The organism is Mariniplasma anaerobium (assembly GCF_016865445.1).
GTDB classification, from domain to species: domain Bacteria; phylum Bacillota_I; class Bacilli_A; order Acholeplasmatales; family Acholeplasmataceae; genus Mariniplasma; species Mariniplasma anaerobium.
In genome coordinates, this window is record NZ_AP024412.1 from 954,157 (window position 1) to 969,351 (window position 15,195).

Below are 15,195 nucleotides of genomic sequence, written 5' to 3' on the forward strand. Positions count from 1 at the left end.
TTACACCTTCTTAATAACTTTCTTACCAAAGATGCCTACTGGCTTAATAAGCACAGCAATCATAATTGATAAATATAAGATGGTATTACTCCATTGAGCAAGATTCCAGTTTACTAATATTCTAGGGAATAATGATTGTCCAGTTGTTAGCATGAATGCTCCAGCTAATGGACCATAAAATGATGAAAAACCGCCTAGGATGGATGCATAAAATGCATTAACCTGCATATCAATCATAGCAGTTGAAGATAGTGAACCTATCGCTGCTGTGTAAGTGATTGCTGATAGCGCACCAAGTGCACCTGCAATTGCCCAACTAAATGCATTTACAAAGTCTGTATTGATTCCCATAAGTCCAGCTACTTTTTCATTTGATGCAACTGATCGAACACCTAAACCCCATTTAGTATATTTTAATAAGACAAATATTGATGATATGATAATTGCTGCCAATCCTAAAGTAATTAAATTATGAATTGGTAATATAACGCCCAATATTTTAACTGTTTCATTTGAAAACTTGAAACTAACTCTAGTCACGGTAGATCCAAATAGAATTGGAATAAGACCTGTTATGACAATAACAAGTCCCATAGTTATAATTTGTTTTGTTGCGACATTTGTATATTTTGCATTTTTGAAAATAACTGCATGTATCAAAAAGCCTGCAACAAATGATACTGCGATACCCACAAATAGGGGTATTAATAATTGTGAAAATGAATTAATGACAACACTAGGCGTACCTAATAAATCATTAACACCTTGCTTATCTATGAAATAACTGGTAGCGTAAGCACCAAGAATTCCTAATGAACCTTGAGCAAAGTTTGTTGTCGAACTTGTTTTAAAAATCAAAACAATACCAAATGTGGCTAACGACAAGAAACTAAATGAAATCAATGAGCTCATAATGACGCTTATAATATCTGATAATAACATAATTTACCTCTCATTCGTAATTAATAATCTTTTAACATAAAACGTGTTATGTTAGCCCCATTTAATAATATTTGCTGCCCACACATATCCAATACCAGCAGCTAACATACAGACGATTGAATCGTCTTTAACTTGGCCGCTTTGAAGTGCTAAGTGCAAAGATAATATTTGATCAATTTGGCCAATGTGACCATAGTTTTCTAAATAAATTGTTTGTTCAGATGTCAATCCTAATTGATCCAACATAAATTGATGGCCAGAACGTTTAATATGAAGTATGTCTAGAAAATCGATATCTGAACGTTTCATATTTGACTTTCTTAAGCTCTCATCAATACATGTTAACCAGTTTGGCATTGAAACTTCATTAAGTCTTGCTTTCATCTTTTGTGCATCAAGTAATCTTAGTGATTTTTTAGCTTCATCTAAATTATCTTTGGTAATTGGATTGCAAATGCCCCCAATTTCGACCCCAGCTGTTCTAGATAAAGATCCATCAGCAATGATGTGTGATCCTAAAAGCAAGTTTTTATTGTGGTTTTTCTTTAAAATGATTGCGCCACCACCAGCACCTAAATTATACATCATCGACATGTCTTTGTCAGCATAATCTACAAAATCTCCATTACGATATCCACCAACGACCATAACGACGTTGATTTCGTCATCTGCAATAAGCATGTCTTTTGCCATTTTCATTGCAGAAACTGTTGTACAGCAACGGTTTTGTACATCTATACCCCAAGCATTTGTTGCACCAATACGGTCTTGTATATATAGTGCAGAAGTTGTCAATGGATATTCTTTCCATTCTTCTGTAACACTTAAAATTACATCTATATCTAAAGGATTAATCTTAGTGTTTTTTAGAGCGTCTAGCGCAGCGAGTGCTCCCATTTCTTGTGTGCCATCTTGTGGCATCATTGATGGTACAGTTTTTTGTTTAATTCCTAATTTTTCAATAACAGCTTCTTCACTCCAAATACCATTTGTAGCATTTGATATTTCTTTAGCTGTCATTAATCCTTTAGGAAGATAAATACCTGTTCCAACGATACCTACGTTTGTTTTTTCCATATAAAGGAACCTTCACTTTCTAAATTTTTAAAATTAAAATTATAATCTCATGCCGCCATTAACACTTATTGTTTGTCCAGTTACATAAGAAGCTTCTTCTGATGCTAAGAATAATGCAGCATTAGCGATTTCTTCTGGTTGACCTAAACGTTTTAACATTGTTAATTGTGCAAATTTATCTAATAAATCTTGAGGAATTGTTTGTAACATTTCAGTCATAATATAACCAGGAGCAATTGCGTTAACTCTAACATTTTGGCCTTTTCTAGCAAATTCTTTAGCCCAAGTCATAGTTAATCCAATAACACCAGCTTTAGTTGCAGCATAGTTAGCTTGTCCGATATTACCAAATAATCCAACTACTGAAGAAATATTAATGATTGATCCATAATTGTTTGCAACCATTTGAGGTCCTATTAAACGTGTTAAGTTAAAAACACCTTTTAAGTTTACATCGATAACAGCGTTCCACATATCATCTGTCATTTTATGAGTCATTGCATCTTTTGTAATACCAGCATTATTAACTAAAATGTCAATTTTTCCGTATTTTTCAATGATTTCATCATAAAACTTTTGAATACCTACAACATCAGTTACATTTAATTTATAACCAAACACATTTTTACATTCATAAGATAGCTCACCCATATCAGCAGCAATAACGATTGCGCCTTCTGAAGCAAATCTTTCTGAAATTGATTGTCCTAATCCTTTAGCGCCACCTGTAACGACAGCAACTTTTCCATCTAATCTACCCATTATTAATTTCTCCTTTTATTATAATTTTTTTACAATGATTGCAGTTCCCATACCGCCACCGATACAAAGACTTGCAAGTCCGATTTTCTTATCTTCTTGTTTTAACATTTCATGTAATAAAGTTACAATGATTCTATTACCACTTGCTCCAACTGGATGTCCAAGTGCAATGGCACCACCATTAACATTTGTTTTAACTAAAATATCTTCTTTAGAAACACCAAATGCTTCAGTTAATTCTTTAATTACACCTAATGATTGTGCTGCAAATGCTTCGTTAAGTTCTAGTAAATCAATGTCATTAAATGAAAGATTAGCAAATTTTAGAGCTTGTTTGATAGCTGGAGTAGGTCCTAAACCCATAACAGATGGATCAACACCACCTTGACCAATACCAATAAGTTCAAATAAAGGTGTTAAGTTATATTTTTTGACTGCTTCACCACTTGCTAGCATTACAAAACTTGCACCATCATTAATACCTGATGATGAACCAGCAGTTACTGAACCATCTTTTTTAAAAGCAGGTCTTAAAGATTGTAATTTTTCTAATGATGTTGTTTTATTAATGTGTTCATCATTTTCAAATACGATTTCACCCTTACGAGTTTTAATAACGATTGGAACGATTTCAGCTTTAAATCTTCCACTATCTTCAGCTTTAGTAGCTCTTTTTTGAGATTCTAAAGCAAATTCATCTTGTTCTAGTCTTGTTAGTCCAAATTGAGAAACTATATTTTCTGCTGTAATCCCCATATGATAGCCTTCAAAAGCATCTGTTAATGCATCATATAGCATATGATCTTGCATAACTTGTTCGCCCATTTTAATACCAGTTCTAATTTTACTAGGGATTAAAAATGGTGCATTTGTCATTGATTCTGCTCCACCTGCAACAACTAAATCGTGGAAACCTAACATAATATTAGCATACCCATTCATTACTGTTTTCATACCACTACCACATACCATGTTAACACCGTATGCAGGTACTGATGCTGGAATACCAGACTTAATTGATATTTGTCTAGCTAAACCTTGACGTAGACCAGCAGGTAAAATGTTACCAACCAATACCTCATCTATTTTTGATGGATTTACTTTTGTTTCTTCTAGTAGTGCACGTAACACTTGTGAGCCAAAATCAGCTGGATGAACATTTGATAACGTTCCCATAAAGGTTCCAATTGCACTTCGTTTTGCGCCTACAACATAAACTTTTTTCATTTAATTTCTCCTTTTATAAAAGCGTTTACATATTATTTATAAAAACATAAAACAGCACACTGGAAATCTATGATTTGCCTTTGTTGCGTTGTTTATGTTTTTTATAACCTATTTTTATACTATGAACATATATTCATAATACGCTTATATCTTATCATATGTAAATATCATTGTCAAATAAATAATGCTACTTTTATGTAGAAAATAAAAACGGTTACAAAAAAGACAGCCAAAGCTGCCTTTATGGCTAAAGTTGATGTTTGATTAATTGTATTTCTTCCTTTAATAAAGGTAAAACTTTGTTTGCATCTGCAATAATAGATATGTCAGCAACATTGAATATAAGAGCGTTTGGATCTGTATTAATTGCGATGATCATTTCTGATTTATCCATACCACTCATATGTTGGATTGCACCACTAATACCTGACGCTACATAAACACTAGGTCTAACTGTAACTCCAGTTTGACCTACTTGTCTGTCTTTAGGTTCAATATTTTGATCTACAACAGCTCTTGAAGCTGCAACTTCTCCTCCAGTAAGTAAAGCTATTTCTTTTAATGTAGGAAACATTGTTGCAACACCACGTCCACCAGCTATAATTAATTTAGCTTTTGTTAAGTCAACGTATGCTGTTTCATTAACTTTTTTAGAAAGAATTTCTACCTTTGATTTAATAAGAATTTTTTCTTCAAAAATGACTTTTTCAGCTTTATGATTATCAAAGACTTCAATACTAAAGACACCAGGTCTAATTGTTGCCATTTGAGGTTTATGATCTGGACAAATAATTGTTGCAAATAAATTTCCACCTAAAGCTGGTCTAGTTGCAAGTAAATTTAAACGTTCTTCTGTTTGTTCAAATTCTAATAATGTAGCATCAGCCGTAAGACCTGTATGTACTCTTGCAGATAATCTTGGCCCAAGATCACGTCCAATAAGTGTTGATCCTAAAAGTAAGACATCAAAATCATTTGTTTTTATAATGTTTTCTAGTCCTTTTGTATAAATGAGTGTATCATAGGTTTGAAATTGTGGATCAACATATGTGATAATTTTATCTGCACCACAAGTTTCTAGTCTATTTATGTCTTCATCTGTTTTTTTATCTGTTAAATAAAGAGCAACAATTTGATTATCTGAATCTTTTAATAATCTTTTTGTTTCTGATAACAGTTCTAGTCCAACAGAACATATTTTTTGATTTCTTCTTTCAATAAAAATTGCGATTGATTTCATTGTGATACCTCCATATAAGGATAGATAAGTCTTGCAATCTTTTTAGCTGCTTCTTCAGGTTCTAATACTTCTTTAGGAGATTTTTGCATGACTGGTTTTGTATACGTTTTTTTAACTCTTGTTGGAGATCCAGATAAACCTATATCTTTTTGATCTATATCTAAATCTTCAAATGTAATAATATTTATATTTTTATCATAAGTTTCCCATATATCAAAAGCATTCATTAATCTAGGTTCATTCATTTCTCTAACAGTTGAAATGAGACATGGAAATGGAACACGAACTATATGTGTTTCGTCTTCATATGCTTTTTCTAAAGTAATTTTGTTATCCTTAACTTCATCTATTTTTAAGATATGTGTAACTTGAGGAATATCTAGAAATTCAGCAATTTGTGGTCCTACTTGTGCAGTATCACCATCGATTGCTTGATATCCAGCAATAACTAAATCATAATCTAGTGTTTTAATAAATGTAGATAGTATTTTTGAAGTTGCCCAAGTATCGGAACCAGCAAATTTACGATCAGTTAGTAAATAAGCATTATCAACGCCTCTTGCATAAAGTGATGTAATCATTTTATCTGCATGTGGAGGTCCCATTGTAACTGTTGTTACAGTCCCACCATATAAACTCTTAAGTGTTAATGCTGCCTCTACACCTGCTAAATCATCAGGATTAATAATACTTTTTACACCTGCACGAATTAATGTATTAGTTTCTTTATCAATTTTTATTTCTGTTGTATCAGGTACTTGTTTAACTAAGACTATTATGTTCATTATGCCAACACCTTTCCAGCAATTACCATACGTTGAACTTCTGAAGTTCCTTCATATATTTCAGTAATTTTTGCATCTCTTAAATATCTTTCAACTTCATAATCGCGAATATATCCATATCCACCCATTAATTGAATTGCTTTATCAGAAACTTCAACAGCAACTTTTGAACAATATAGTTTAGCCATAGCTGCAGAAACTGTATAATTTCTATTTTCATCTTTATCAGCAACTGCTTGATATAATAAACCTCTTGCAGCTTCTATTTGTGTTTTTAAATCTGCAATAACAAATTGTGTGTTTTGGAATTTAGATATTGGTCTATTGAATTGAGTTCTTGTTTTTACATAAGATACTGCTCTTTCAAATGCACCTTCTGCAATTCCTAATGCTTGAGCAGCAATACCAATTCTACCACCATCAAGCGTTTGCATTGCAATTTTAAATCCTTGTCCTTCTTTACCTAAAAGATTTTCTTTAGGAACACGAGCTTTTTGAAATATAAGTTCACAAGTCGATGAGCCTCTAATACCCATTTTCTTTTCTTTAGGTCCTACAGTAAATCCTTTAATATCTTTTTCTACGATAAATGCGGAAATACCTTTTAAACCTAATTCAGGTTGTGTCATCGCAAAGATGATATATACATCTGCATATCCTGCATTTGTAATAAATATTTTACTACCTGTTAATTCATAATAATCACCAAAATCAACAGCTTTAGTTTGTTGTTGTGACGCATCTGTACCAGCACCTGGTTCAGTTAAACCAAATGCACCTAAGTATTCGCCCTTATTTAATTTTGTTAAATACTTAGCTTTTTGTGCTTCACTACCAAACATAAATATAGGAGAACTACATAGTGAAGTATGTGCAGATATAATAACACTTGTTGTTGCACAATCTTTAGAAATCGTTCTTACTGTATCTATATATGCCTTTGTATCAGCACCTACACCGCCGTATTCTTTAGGGAAAGGTAATCCTAAAAGACCATATTTTCCAAGTAGTTCAACAGTTTCTGCTGGAAATCTTTCTTCTTCATCCACGCTTCTAGCCAATGGTTTAACATATGTTTTACTAAATTCTTCAACCATTTCATTTAATAAATCTATTCTCATCGTGGTGGCATCACCGTTGCTTCACCTGTAATGACAACTTCATCATTTTGATTTGTTGCAGTTGTTTTTAAGATGACACGGTTTTTACTTTCTATAATTTCAACAACTTCTACAGTTGCTTTAATGGTATCGTTAAGGTAAACAGGTTTTACAAATTTAGAATTTTGACCTAAATAAATGGTACCATATCCGGGTAGTGTTGTTCCTAATACTGTTGAAAATAGTGCAGCTACTAACCCTCCATGACATATGCGTTTTTTAAACATTGATTCTTTAGCATATACCTCATTAATGTGTACTGGATTCATGTCTCCTGTTACACCCGCAAACAAAACTACATCCGCATCTGTGATGGTTTTTTGAAAAAATGCAGCATCTCCAATGCGAAGTTCTTTAATCGTCTTTCCGATCATATGACTTCCTTCTTTCTGTATATTAAATTCTTAATATGAATAATTGTTCATGTTAACTGTATTTTAATCCTTATTTTTTTGTTTGTCAAGAGATACTATAATTTTTTCTATTGTTTTTTTAAAACATTTAAGTTAATATGGATTTAGGTGATAAAATGAACCAAACAAATTATAGGCTTCCAAAAAGAAGCGATGGACAAAGAACTTTTGATCAAATAATTGAAACAGCAAAAAAGCTATTTTCAAAAAAAGGATACTTAGCAACATCAATAAATGAAATTATACATAAATCCGGTATTGCTACCGGAACATTTTATTTATATTTTGATGATAAGTATGCATTATATTCTTATATATTAGCTAAATATAGAAAACTTATTAGAAAAACAATAAGCGAAGCGATAAAATCAGCTCCAACAAGATATGAAAAGGAAAGACTCGGATTAAGAGCGTTTCTAAAGTTTGCTTGGGATGATCCACTTGCTTATCGTATCATCTGGGAATCGATGTTTGTTGACAAACATTTGTTTAAAGAATACTATGAAACCTTTAGTAAAGATTATGTTGGACAACTAGCACATGCTGTAGGCGAACATGAAGTTAGAGATGATGTTGATTTAGAAACATTGTCATATATCTTAATGGGCGTATCAAATTTCGTTGGACTACAAGTTTTGTTTAAAGATACGTTAACAGAAAAAGAACTTGATGATATATGTGATGAAGTCATGAAGATTTTAGATAGAGGGATGTTTAAATAAATAAAAAAGCACTATTTTCTTAAATAGTGTCAGGCTGTAGACAAAGTATCATATCTTCGGATATGGTATTTTTTTTACAAAAGTGATAAAATACAAATGTGAGGACCAGTTTAAAATGTGCGGCTTAGACTGCTTAAAAACGCGTGAGCTATTAAGGTTCTAAAAGGCGTTCTGAGTCCTCCTCTTTTTTTATGTCTTTAAAAATCACTTTTACCTATATATAAATATATAGGTAAGTGGTAAAATATATGTATAAGGTGGTGCTTATATATGTTAAATAGAGATCAAAAAAACAACACCAAGAATCTACAAGTCGTTGATATTGATTCACTTGTCCCACAAAATCATTTAGTCCGCAAGGTGGATAAAGTGATGCAGTTTGATTTTATCTATGATATTGTCGAGCATTTATATTCAGATGATATGGGCAGACCTTCAATTGATCCAGTCGTTTTATTTAAAATTGTCTTTATTCAATATTTATTTAACATTCGTTCGATGAGACGTACGATTGAAGAAATCGAAGTAAACGTTGCATATCGTTGGTTTTTAGGATATGATTTTTCCGATGACATTCCTCATTTCTCAACATTTGGAAAAAATTACGTTAGACGATTTAAAGACACAGATATATTTGAAGAAATTTTCAACACCATTTTATATCAAGCAATGAACTTAAAGTTAGTCAAGATGGATAACATCTTTGTCGATTCAACACATATTAAAGCATATGCCAATAAAAGACGTGTTAATGATATCTTAATCAATGATTCAACACATAAATATGTTAAACAGCTCCATGAAGAAATTAATGAACTTAGACTAAAAGAAGGTAAGAAAATCATTGATTATGATAGCCCAAAGAAAGCAATCATCAGTTTAACTGATCCAGATTGCGGGATGTTTCATAAAGGTGAAAAAGAGCGACAATTAGCCTACAGCAATCAAGTGATCAGCGATGAGAACGGTTGGGTTTTATCCTCTGAGATGTTTGCAGGAAACCTTCATGATAGTATAACAGGATTAGATACAGTAGTTAACTATCTAGATACCCATAAGGAAGTTAAAGTGGCAGTCATGGACTCTGGATATGATAATCCAATTCTTCTTAATGAAATATATAAGCGAAAAGTCCTACCTGTATTGCCATATAAACGGCCTAAAGGAAAAGATGGTTCTATAGGTCTAAATGGAGAACGGCACCTTACAAAGAATAGATTTGATTATATTGAAATGCATGACTATTATATATGTCCTAATGAAAAGATACTAACTTACAGAGGAACCAATAAACTAGGATACCGTGAATACAAGACACGTGTTAAAGATTGTATAGAATGCCCATTTAAAGCACAGTGTACAAATCAAAAAACAAGAAGTTTAACAAGACATCAATTAGAGTATGTAAATCCTTTAATCAAAGAAACGAGACTCTCAGAGATTGGAAGGGAGCTTTATCCCAAAAGAAAATCATCAGTTGAAAGAGTTTTTGGGATTTCAAAGATGAATCACTGTCTAGGTGTTACCTATTTAAGGGGACGTCAAAAGAATGAAGATCGAAGCTTCATGATTTTTAGTATGTATAATTTGAAAAAGTTAGCCGCATTAATGTGGACATAGCTTTACTTTATTATTGATATCGAGCAAATAGAGATCTTTTTTTTATATTTATCCACAAAAAACAAAAAAAGGACGATTCATAACGAAAACTCGTTTTTGAAAAGTCCTTTTGTCTACAGTCTGAAAAGAATATCCTAGGATATTCTTATTTTTTTATGATGGCATTTTTTCATATATCGTAATACGTTTTATGCCATAAGTTTTTTCTTTTATTTTAACTAAATCTTTATATTTTTCTTCCAAGACTCTTTGTTTTTTTGTTTCAACAACAATCAATCCATGATTTTCAAGAGATGAATTTAAAGCTAGTAAAACTTCATCATATACGTCTAAATCATAAGGTGGATCTATAAATACTAAATCAAAATATAGATTCCCAATACCTTTTAAAAATTGTTTGTAGTCACGTTGAAGTATAGTCATATGTTCTGCCACATCAAGTATTTTAGCATTTTCAAATACTGTCTTTATCGCATCTTTGTCATGATCTACAGCATACAAATACTTAGAACCTCTTGATAAAGCCTCTAAGCCGTAAGCACCAGAACCTGCAAACAAATCTAGTACAAGGTTAAAGATACGTCCAGATAACATGTTAAAAACTGATTCTCTAACCATATCTGCAGTTTCTCTTGTTGTCGATTTATCAACTCTTTTCAAAATTCTTCCTTTATGATCTCCACCAATAATACGCATCATCATCACTCCTATTTAATACACTTACATTATATCAAATAAAATAAGAAAAAAAACACGCAATTTGCGTGTTTAGTCATTAAGTAGTTGATCTACTGTTTTTCTATCTAATTTTTTTACAACAGCTAAAACTAATTTAACTGTGTTTTCATAATCATCATAGTGAATAATAGATGTGTGTGAATGTAAATATCTAGTTGGTATACATATAGATAGTCCAAGTGCTCCATCATGTGCAAGATGCATATGACCAGCATCAGTTCTACCACCTACGATAAAAGCTTCTTGATAAGGAATATTTTCTTCTTTTGCAATATCAACAACAAATTTTCTTAAATTTTGATTTGGTATTAACCCACTATCATATAATAATATTTGTGGTCCTTTTCCTAGTGATTGTTCTACTTTATCCCCATCAGGAACATCATTAGCAAGTCCACTATCAATAGCAATTGCGATTTCTGGATGTACGACATAACTAGAAGTTTTAGCTCCTCTTAATCCGACTTCTTCTTGTACTGTAAAAGTTGCATATAAGTTATTTGGTGATTGATCTAATCTTTTTAAAACTTCCATCACAACTGCACTACCAATACGATTATCCCAAGCCTTAGATAGCAAATGCTTTTGACTACCCAATACTTTAAATTCACTATGTGGTGTAATCATTTGACCTGGAAGAACACCAATGTCTAGAGCTTCTTGTTTTGATGATACACCTATATCTAAGTACATAGAATCAATAGAGATTGCTTCTTTTCTCTTTTCTAATGGCATGATATGTGGAGGTTTAACTCCAGTAACAGCAGTAAGTATACCTTTTGGCGTATGTATGTCCCAGACTTGTGCGAGCATAACTTGAGAAAACCAGCCGCCTAAAGTTTGGAATTTTACAAATCCATCATTTGTAATTTGTGTTACTAGTAATCCAATTTCATCCATATGACCAGCAATCATAACGTTTGGTCCATCATGTTTTTTTATGGCAATTAATGATCCTAAATTATCCACAATCATTTCATCCGCATAATCTTTAATTTCATTTTTGATATAATTTCGTACCTGTTTTTCATGACCTGGAACTCCAGGCAATAAAGAAATCGTTTTTAAAGCTTCATATGTTTTATTCATTGATATACGCTCCTTTTATAAATTATACTTATTATATCATGCTTATTGCATTAAAAAAAGCCTAGAAAGCTGTGAGAACGATATACGTTCAAGTGGGTGTTAATTTATCAATACTTTGGGATTCCGATTAATCGGCATTCACGCCCGTATCGCATAACTCCCATTCATAAGATTTGGGTTCCACGGCTGCTTCCTAGGTTTACTTATAATGTATCACTTTATATATTTTAAGTCAAGTCTTTTAGTGCTTTATAATCGGATAAAGTGACATTTTAAAAAAAGTTATTACTTCTTTTTCTTGTATCTTTTTTTAATCAGTGGTATAATATAAAATGTCATATATCGGGGGATATTAAAGCTAATTAGTTAAAAGACTATTTGTCTTTTTTTTTATGTCATAAGAAATATATTATACAAAAAAAGTCCCTTAATGGGACTTATTTATTTAGTAATAAACTGAGACTCTTACATATTTACCACGATAGACCATTAAAGATAATAAAACATCTCTAATTTTAGTTTCTATCAGATAATCATTGTTAACAGTTGTTAGATCAATTCTTGCAGTGATATAATCATCTACTTTAATTGATTCTATAAGTGTAACATGATATTCATTTTTCATATATTTTAAATCATCATAATTATTGAAATATGCAATTATTGAAATAATGATTGGCGCATCAATATGTAATTCTTTTAATAGTTCTGCTAAACGTTGTGCTCTAGCAATAATATATTCTGGTCGATGGAAAAAGTTAGTTTCATAAATAGTTTTATCAGGATCATGTTTTAAATCCATTGGAATATCTGTTTTATATTTCGCTTCTAAATACGTTTTAAATTTGCATGCTCTACGCTCTGCTTTTTTATTAAATTCCGTATATAGATGGACTATATCTCCCTCATAAGCATATGCGGAAATGATAAAATGGAAAAAATTTGCATAAACTAAAACATCATGGAAATATTGTTTAAACTTTTTTCTAGAAACTTTTATATGATAATGTCCAGATAATGTAAATGTTTCATTATAAACAAGTGGTTCAAATAAAGCATTTGCTCTTACTTCCAATTGTTGATCTACATCATAGTACTCATATTTATCATAAGCAACTCTTTGATATAGATTATGAAGTTCAATAGCTACAATAACTAATCCAAATAGAACTGTAGATCCAGCTAAACTATATCTAAGTGCATCATCAAATCTAGAAATTAAGGTTAGATAAATAATTGGAGGAAATATTGCAACACTCAATATTCTAAATGTCGATGTGAATCCTTTAGAATGAACAAAATAAGCTAATAAGAATACGATAATCACTATATATAAAGTAAAGAAATTACTCCAGCTAAAATCATTTAAACTGTTTGCTACAAAATTTATTTCATGAATAAATAAAAATATACCTAAAGTATATAAAAATAACATTACAGCTTGTCTGGTATGTAAATACCATTTTTTAGTATATAGCTTTCGTTGTTGAGGAAGATGATAAAAATTCTTCATTTCTTTTCGATATTCAAAAAATGGCCAATATGAACCACTTAATCGAATACGAATTGGAAGTACAGCTTCATCTTTCATCTTATTTTCTAAAAATTGTTCAAAAATTGATAATGGGTTTAATATAAAAAGCAAAGTACCAATGATTATGAATGGAAATTGATAATCATAAGGTAAAATTCTCAATATAGTGAAAACTAATATACCATATATACTAGTAATAATAAGTTTAGGTATACCACCAAACACATAAACACCTATATAAACCAAAGAAATGATAGCTGAAATCATAAAAATGCCCTGTCCTCTTAATCCCAAAAGGATTAAAGCAATAGGCAATAATATTAAAACTAAAGTTGTTAAGCTAAGTGCAATTATTAGTCGTGATTTCATTTATATCCCCTTTACTTTATTATACAAAAAAAGAGTGGTTTTTACCACTCTTTGATTTGTTATTTATCTGATTTTTGTAAAGCTTCAACTAATTCAGCTTTTTTCATACTACTGTAACCAGTAATATCGCGTTCTGAACATAATTTTTTAAGATCAGCAACTAATAAACTAGAGTAATCAACTTTTTCAACTTTTTTCTCTACTTTTTTAGCTTCTGGCTTAACTTCTTTTTTAGGTTCAGCTTTTACTTCTTTTTTAGGTTCAGCCTTTACAACTTTTTTAACTTCAGGCTTAACTACTTTTTTAGCAACTTTGACTTCAACTTTTTTGTTTTCAGTCTTTGGAGGTGTATATCCATCTAAAGCAGCTTGCGCTAATGCACAATAAGCTTTAAAATCTTCAGGTTGATTAACAGCGATATCAGCTAACATCTTACGGTTAACTTCAACGTTTGCTAGTATTAAACCATGAATTAACAATGAATATTTCATTCCATTTAATTTAGCTGCAGCATTGATACGAGTAATCCATAATTTTCTGAATTCTCTCTTTCTTTGCTTTCTATCTCTATATGCATACGATAATGAATGCATAACTTGTTCATGTGCTGTACGATATAATGCACGTTTTGAGCCAAAATAACCTTTAGCTAACTTTAATATTTTTTTACGACGACGTCTAGTGACGGTCCCACCTTTTACTCTTGGCATTTTTTAAATCTCCTTCTACTTCATATTCGAAATAAGTGACTTAATACGTTTAGCATCTGATGCATGAACGCTTGTTTCGCCTCTTAAGTTTCTATTTTGTTTTGTTGTTTTTGATGCTGCTAAATGGCCTTTATATGCTTGTCCACGAACAAGTTTACCAGTACCAGTAATTTTAATTCTTTTCTTTAATCCACTATGTGTCTTTTGTTTTGGCATGTGAATACATCCTTCCTTCTATTTGTTTTGATTTGGCGCAAGTACGGCAATCATGCTGCGTCCATCCATCTTAGGATAAGATTCAACTGTTGCATTAGCACCTATTGATTCAATAAATTTGATGATGACTTCTCTACCAACACTTTGGTGAGTAATCATTCTTCCAAAGAAACGTATTGAGACTTTAACTTTATCACCTTTTTCTAAGAACTTAAGTGCGTGTTTAAGTTTTGTTTCTAAGTCATGTTTATCAATAGTTGGACTAAGTCTAATTTCCTTAGTTTCAACTGTACGTTGACTTTTCTTCATCTCTCTAAGCTTTCTTTGTTGCTCGTAACGATATTTCGAGTAATCCATCAATTTGGCTACCATTGGTTTTGAGTCTGGAGACACAACAACTAAATCTAGTTCTTTTTCACTAGCTATTTTCATTGCATCCTTTTTAGGGATTACACCATGATTTGTACCTTCGTCATCAATAAAAAGTAGATTAACGTTAGGTATCGATTCGTTAACAAGATCAGTATTTTTCTTGTTTGAGTAGTTTTGTTTAATATTTTTCACCTCCGAAATATTAATTTTTATGAAAAG

At 31.4% G+C, this 15,195-nt stretch carries 16 protein-coding genes; 2 read left to right on the plus strand and 14 right to left on the minus strand.

Translation table 11 applies throughout. The features are described from left to right. From MPAN_RS04600 to MPAN_RS04635, 8 genes are all read right to left on the minus strand, one after another. A complete protein-coding gene (locus MPAN_RS04600) occupies positions 1–942 on the minus strand; it encodes a branched-chain amino acid ABC transporter permease (protein ID WP_176239858.1) in 942 nt (313 codons plus the stop codon). Between the two features lie 51 nt (positions 943–993). Next, positions 994–2,019, minus strand: a complete 1,026-nt coding sequence (locus MPAN_RS04605) for a 3-oxoacyl-ACP synthase (RefSeq protein WP_176239859.1) — start codon at positions 2,017–2,019, stop codon at positions 994–996. A gap of 39 nt (positions 2,020–2,058) precedes the next feature. Continuing rightward, a complete protein-coding gene (locus MPAN_RS04610) occupies positions 2,059–2,781 on the minus strand; it encodes a beta-ketoacyl-ACP reductase (RefSeq protein WP_176239860.1) in 723 nt (240 codons plus the stop codon). 18 nt (positions 2,782–2,799) lie between these two features. Continuing rightward, positions 2,800–4,008 carry an acetyl-CoA C-acetyltransferase gene (locus MPAN_RS04615; protein WP_176239861.1) on the minus strand — a complete coding sequence of 403 codons (1,209 nt, stop codon included), beginning with the start codon at positions 4,006–4,008 and terminating at the stop codon, positions 2,800–2,802. Positions 4,009–4,255: 247 nt separating this feature from the next. Beyond that, positions 4,256–5,248, minus strand: coding sequence for an electron transfer flavoprotein subunit alpha/FixB family protein (locus tag MPAN_RS04620; protein WP_176239862.1), 993 nt, complete (start codon positions 5,246–5,248; stop codon positions 4,256–4,258). Beyond that, positions 5,245–6,033, minus strand: a complete 789-nt coding sequence (locus MPAN_RS04625) for an electron transfer flavoprotein subunit beta/FixA family protein (protein WP_176239863.1) — start codon at positions 6,031–6,033, stop codon at positions 5,245–5,247. Before MPAN_RS04625 ends, MPAN_RS04620 begins: the two co-directional genes overlap by 4 nt. Then, on the minus strand, positions 6,033–7,154 hold the full coding sequence (locus MPAN_RS04630; protein ID WP_176239864.1) for an acyl-CoA dehydrogenase family protein: 1,122 nt from the start codon (positions 7,152–7,154) through the stop codon (positions 6,033–6,035). The genes MPAN_RS04625 and MPAN_RS04630 overlap by 1 nt, the downstream gene beginning before the upstream one ends. Continuing rightward, positions 7,151–7,567 (minus strand): MaoC family dehydratase, encoded by a 417-nt coding sequence (locus MPAN_RS04635; protein ID WP_176239865.1) that lies wholly within the window; start codon positions 7,565–7,567, stop codon positions 7,151–7,153. The genes MPAN_RS04630 and MPAN_RS04635 overlap by 4 nt, the downstream gene beginning before the upstream one ends. A gap of 155 nt (positions 7,568–7,722) precedes the next feature. Between MPAN_RS04635 and MPAN_RS04640 the strand changes: the two genes are divergently transcribed. Together MPAN_RS04640 and MPAN_RS04645 are read left to right on the plus strand one after the other, a co-directional pair. Then, positions 7,723–8,328, plus strand: coding sequence for a TetR/AcrR family transcriptional regulator (locus MPAN_RS04640; RefSeq protein ID WP_176239866.1), 606 nt, complete (start codon positions 7,723–7,725; stop codon positions 8,326–8,328). Positions 8,329–8,598: 270 nt separating this feature from the next. Beyond that, positions 8,599–9,948: a transposase gene (locus tag MPAN_RS04645; RefSeq protein ID WP_231756733.1), complete on the plus strand. Its 1,350-nt coding sequence runs from the start codon at positions 8,599–8,601 to the stop codon at positions 9,946–9,948. A gap of 153 nt (positions 9,949–10,101) precedes the next feature. Here the strand turns inward: MPAN_RS04645 and rsmD are convergent, their stop codons facing one another. From rsmD to infC, 6 genes are all read right to left on the minus strand, one after another. After that, positions 10,102–10,647 carry a 16S rRNA (guanine(966)-N(2))-methyltransferase RsmD gene (rsmD, locus tag MPAN_RS04650; protein WP_176240080.1) on the minus strand — a complete coding sequence of 182 codons (546 nt, stop codon included), beginning with the start codon at positions 10,645–10,647 and terminating at the stop codon, positions 10,102–10,104. 69 nt (positions 10,648–10,716) lie between these two features. After that, positions 10,717–11,775, minus strand: coding sequence for a M42 family metallopeptidase (locus tag MPAN_RS04655; RefSeq protein WP_176240081.1), 1,059 nt, complete (start codon positions 11,773–11,775; stop codon positions 10,717–10,719). A gap of 445 nt (positions 11,776–12,220) precedes the next feature. Then, positions 12,221–13,678, minus strand: coding sequence for a hypothetical protein (locus MPAN_RS04660; RefSeq protein ID WP_176240082.1), 1,458 nt, complete (start codon positions 13,676–13,678; stop codon positions 12,221–12,223). Between the two features lie 59 nt (positions 13,679–13,737). Beyond that, positions 13,738–14,388 carry a 50S ribosomal protein L20 gene (gene rplT / locus MPAN_RS04670; protein WP_176240083.1) on the minus strand — a complete coding sequence of 217 codons (651 nt, stop codon included), beginning with the start codon at positions 14,386–14,388 and terminating at the stop codon, positions 13,738–13,740. A 15-nt stretch (positions 14,389–14,403) separates the two neighbouring features. Continuing rightward, positions 14,404–14,604, minus strand: a complete 201-nt coding sequence (rpmI, locus tag MPAN_RS04675; RefSeq protein ID WP_176240084.1) for a 50S ribosomal protein L35 — start codon at positions 14,602–14,604, stop codon at positions 14,404–14,406. Between the two features lie 18 nt (positions 14,605–14,622). Beyond that, the gene (gene infC / locus MPAN_RS04680; protein WP_231756734.1) at positions 14,623–15,168 is read right to left on the minus strand and encodes a translation initiation factor IF-3; all 546 of its coding nucleotides are present in this window, start codon (positions 15,166–15,168) and stop codon (positions 14,623–14,625) included. Positions 15,169–15,195 lie beyond the last annotated feature (27 nt).

Excerpts from the sequence above, each read along its gene's own strand:
- MPAN_RS04635 (WP_176239865.1), bottom strand. The coding sequence starts at position 7,567 with ATGATCGGAAAGACGATTAAAGAACTTCGCATTGGAGATGCTGCATTT.
- MPAN_RS04645 (WP_231756733.1), top strand. The coding sequence starts at position 8,599 with ATGTTAAATAGAGATCAAAAAAACAACACCAAGAATCTACAAGTCGTT.
- rpmI (WP_176240084.1), bottom strand. The coding sequence starts at position 14,604 with ATGCCAAAACAAAAGACACATAGTGGATTAAAGAAAAGAATTAAAATT.
- MPAN_RS04630 (WP_176239864.1), bottom strand. The coding sequence starts at position 7,154 with ATGAGAATAGATTTATTAAATGAAATGGTTGAAGAATTTAGTAAAACA.
- MPAN_RS04605 (WP_176239859.1), bottom strand. The coding sequence starts at position 2,019 with ATGGAAAAAACAAACGTAGGTATCGTTGGAACAGGTATTTATCTTCCT.
- MPAN_RS04655 (WP_176240081.1), bottom strand. The coding sequence starts at position 11,775 with ATGAATAAAACATATGAAGCTTTAAAAACGATTTCTTTATTGCCTGGA.
- MPAN_RS04600 (WP_176239858.1), bottom strand. The coding sequence starts at position 942 with ATGTTATTATCAGATATTATAAGCGTCATTATGAGCTCATTGATTTCA.
- MPAN_RS04610 (WP_176239860.1), bottom strand. The coding sequence starts at position 2,781 with ATGGGTAGATTAGATGGAAAAGTTGCTGTCGTTACAGGTGGCGCTAAA.
- rsmD (WP_176240080.1), bottom strand. The coding sequence starts at position 10,647 with ATGATGCGTATTATTGGTGGAGATCATAAAGGAAGAATTTTGAAAAGA.
- MPAN_RS04620 (WP_176239862.1), bottom strand. The coding sequence starts at position 5,248 with ATGAAATCAATCGCAATTTTTATTGAAAGAAGAAATCAAAAAATATGT.
- rplT (WP_176240083.1), bottom strand. The coding sequence starts at position 14,388 with ATGCCAAGAGTAAAAGGTGGGACCGTCACTAGACGTCGTCGTAAAAAA.
- MPAN_RS04660 (WP_176240082.1), bottom strand. The coding sequence starts at position 13,678 with ATGAAATCACGACTAATAATTGCACTTAGCTTAACAACTTTAGTTTTA.
- MPAN_RS04640 (WP_176239866.1), top strand. The coding sequence starts at position 7,723 with ATGAACCAAACAAATTATAGGCTTCCAAAAAGAAGCGATGGACAAAGA.
- MPAN_RS04625 (WP_176239863.1), bottom strand. The coding sequence starts at position 6,033 with ATGAACATAATAGTCTTAGTTAAACAAGTACCTGATACAACAGAAATA.
- MPAN_RS04615 (WP_176239861.1), bottom strand. The coding sequence starts at position 4,008 with ATGAAAAAAGTTTATGTTGTAGGCGCAAAACGAAGTGCAATTGGAACC.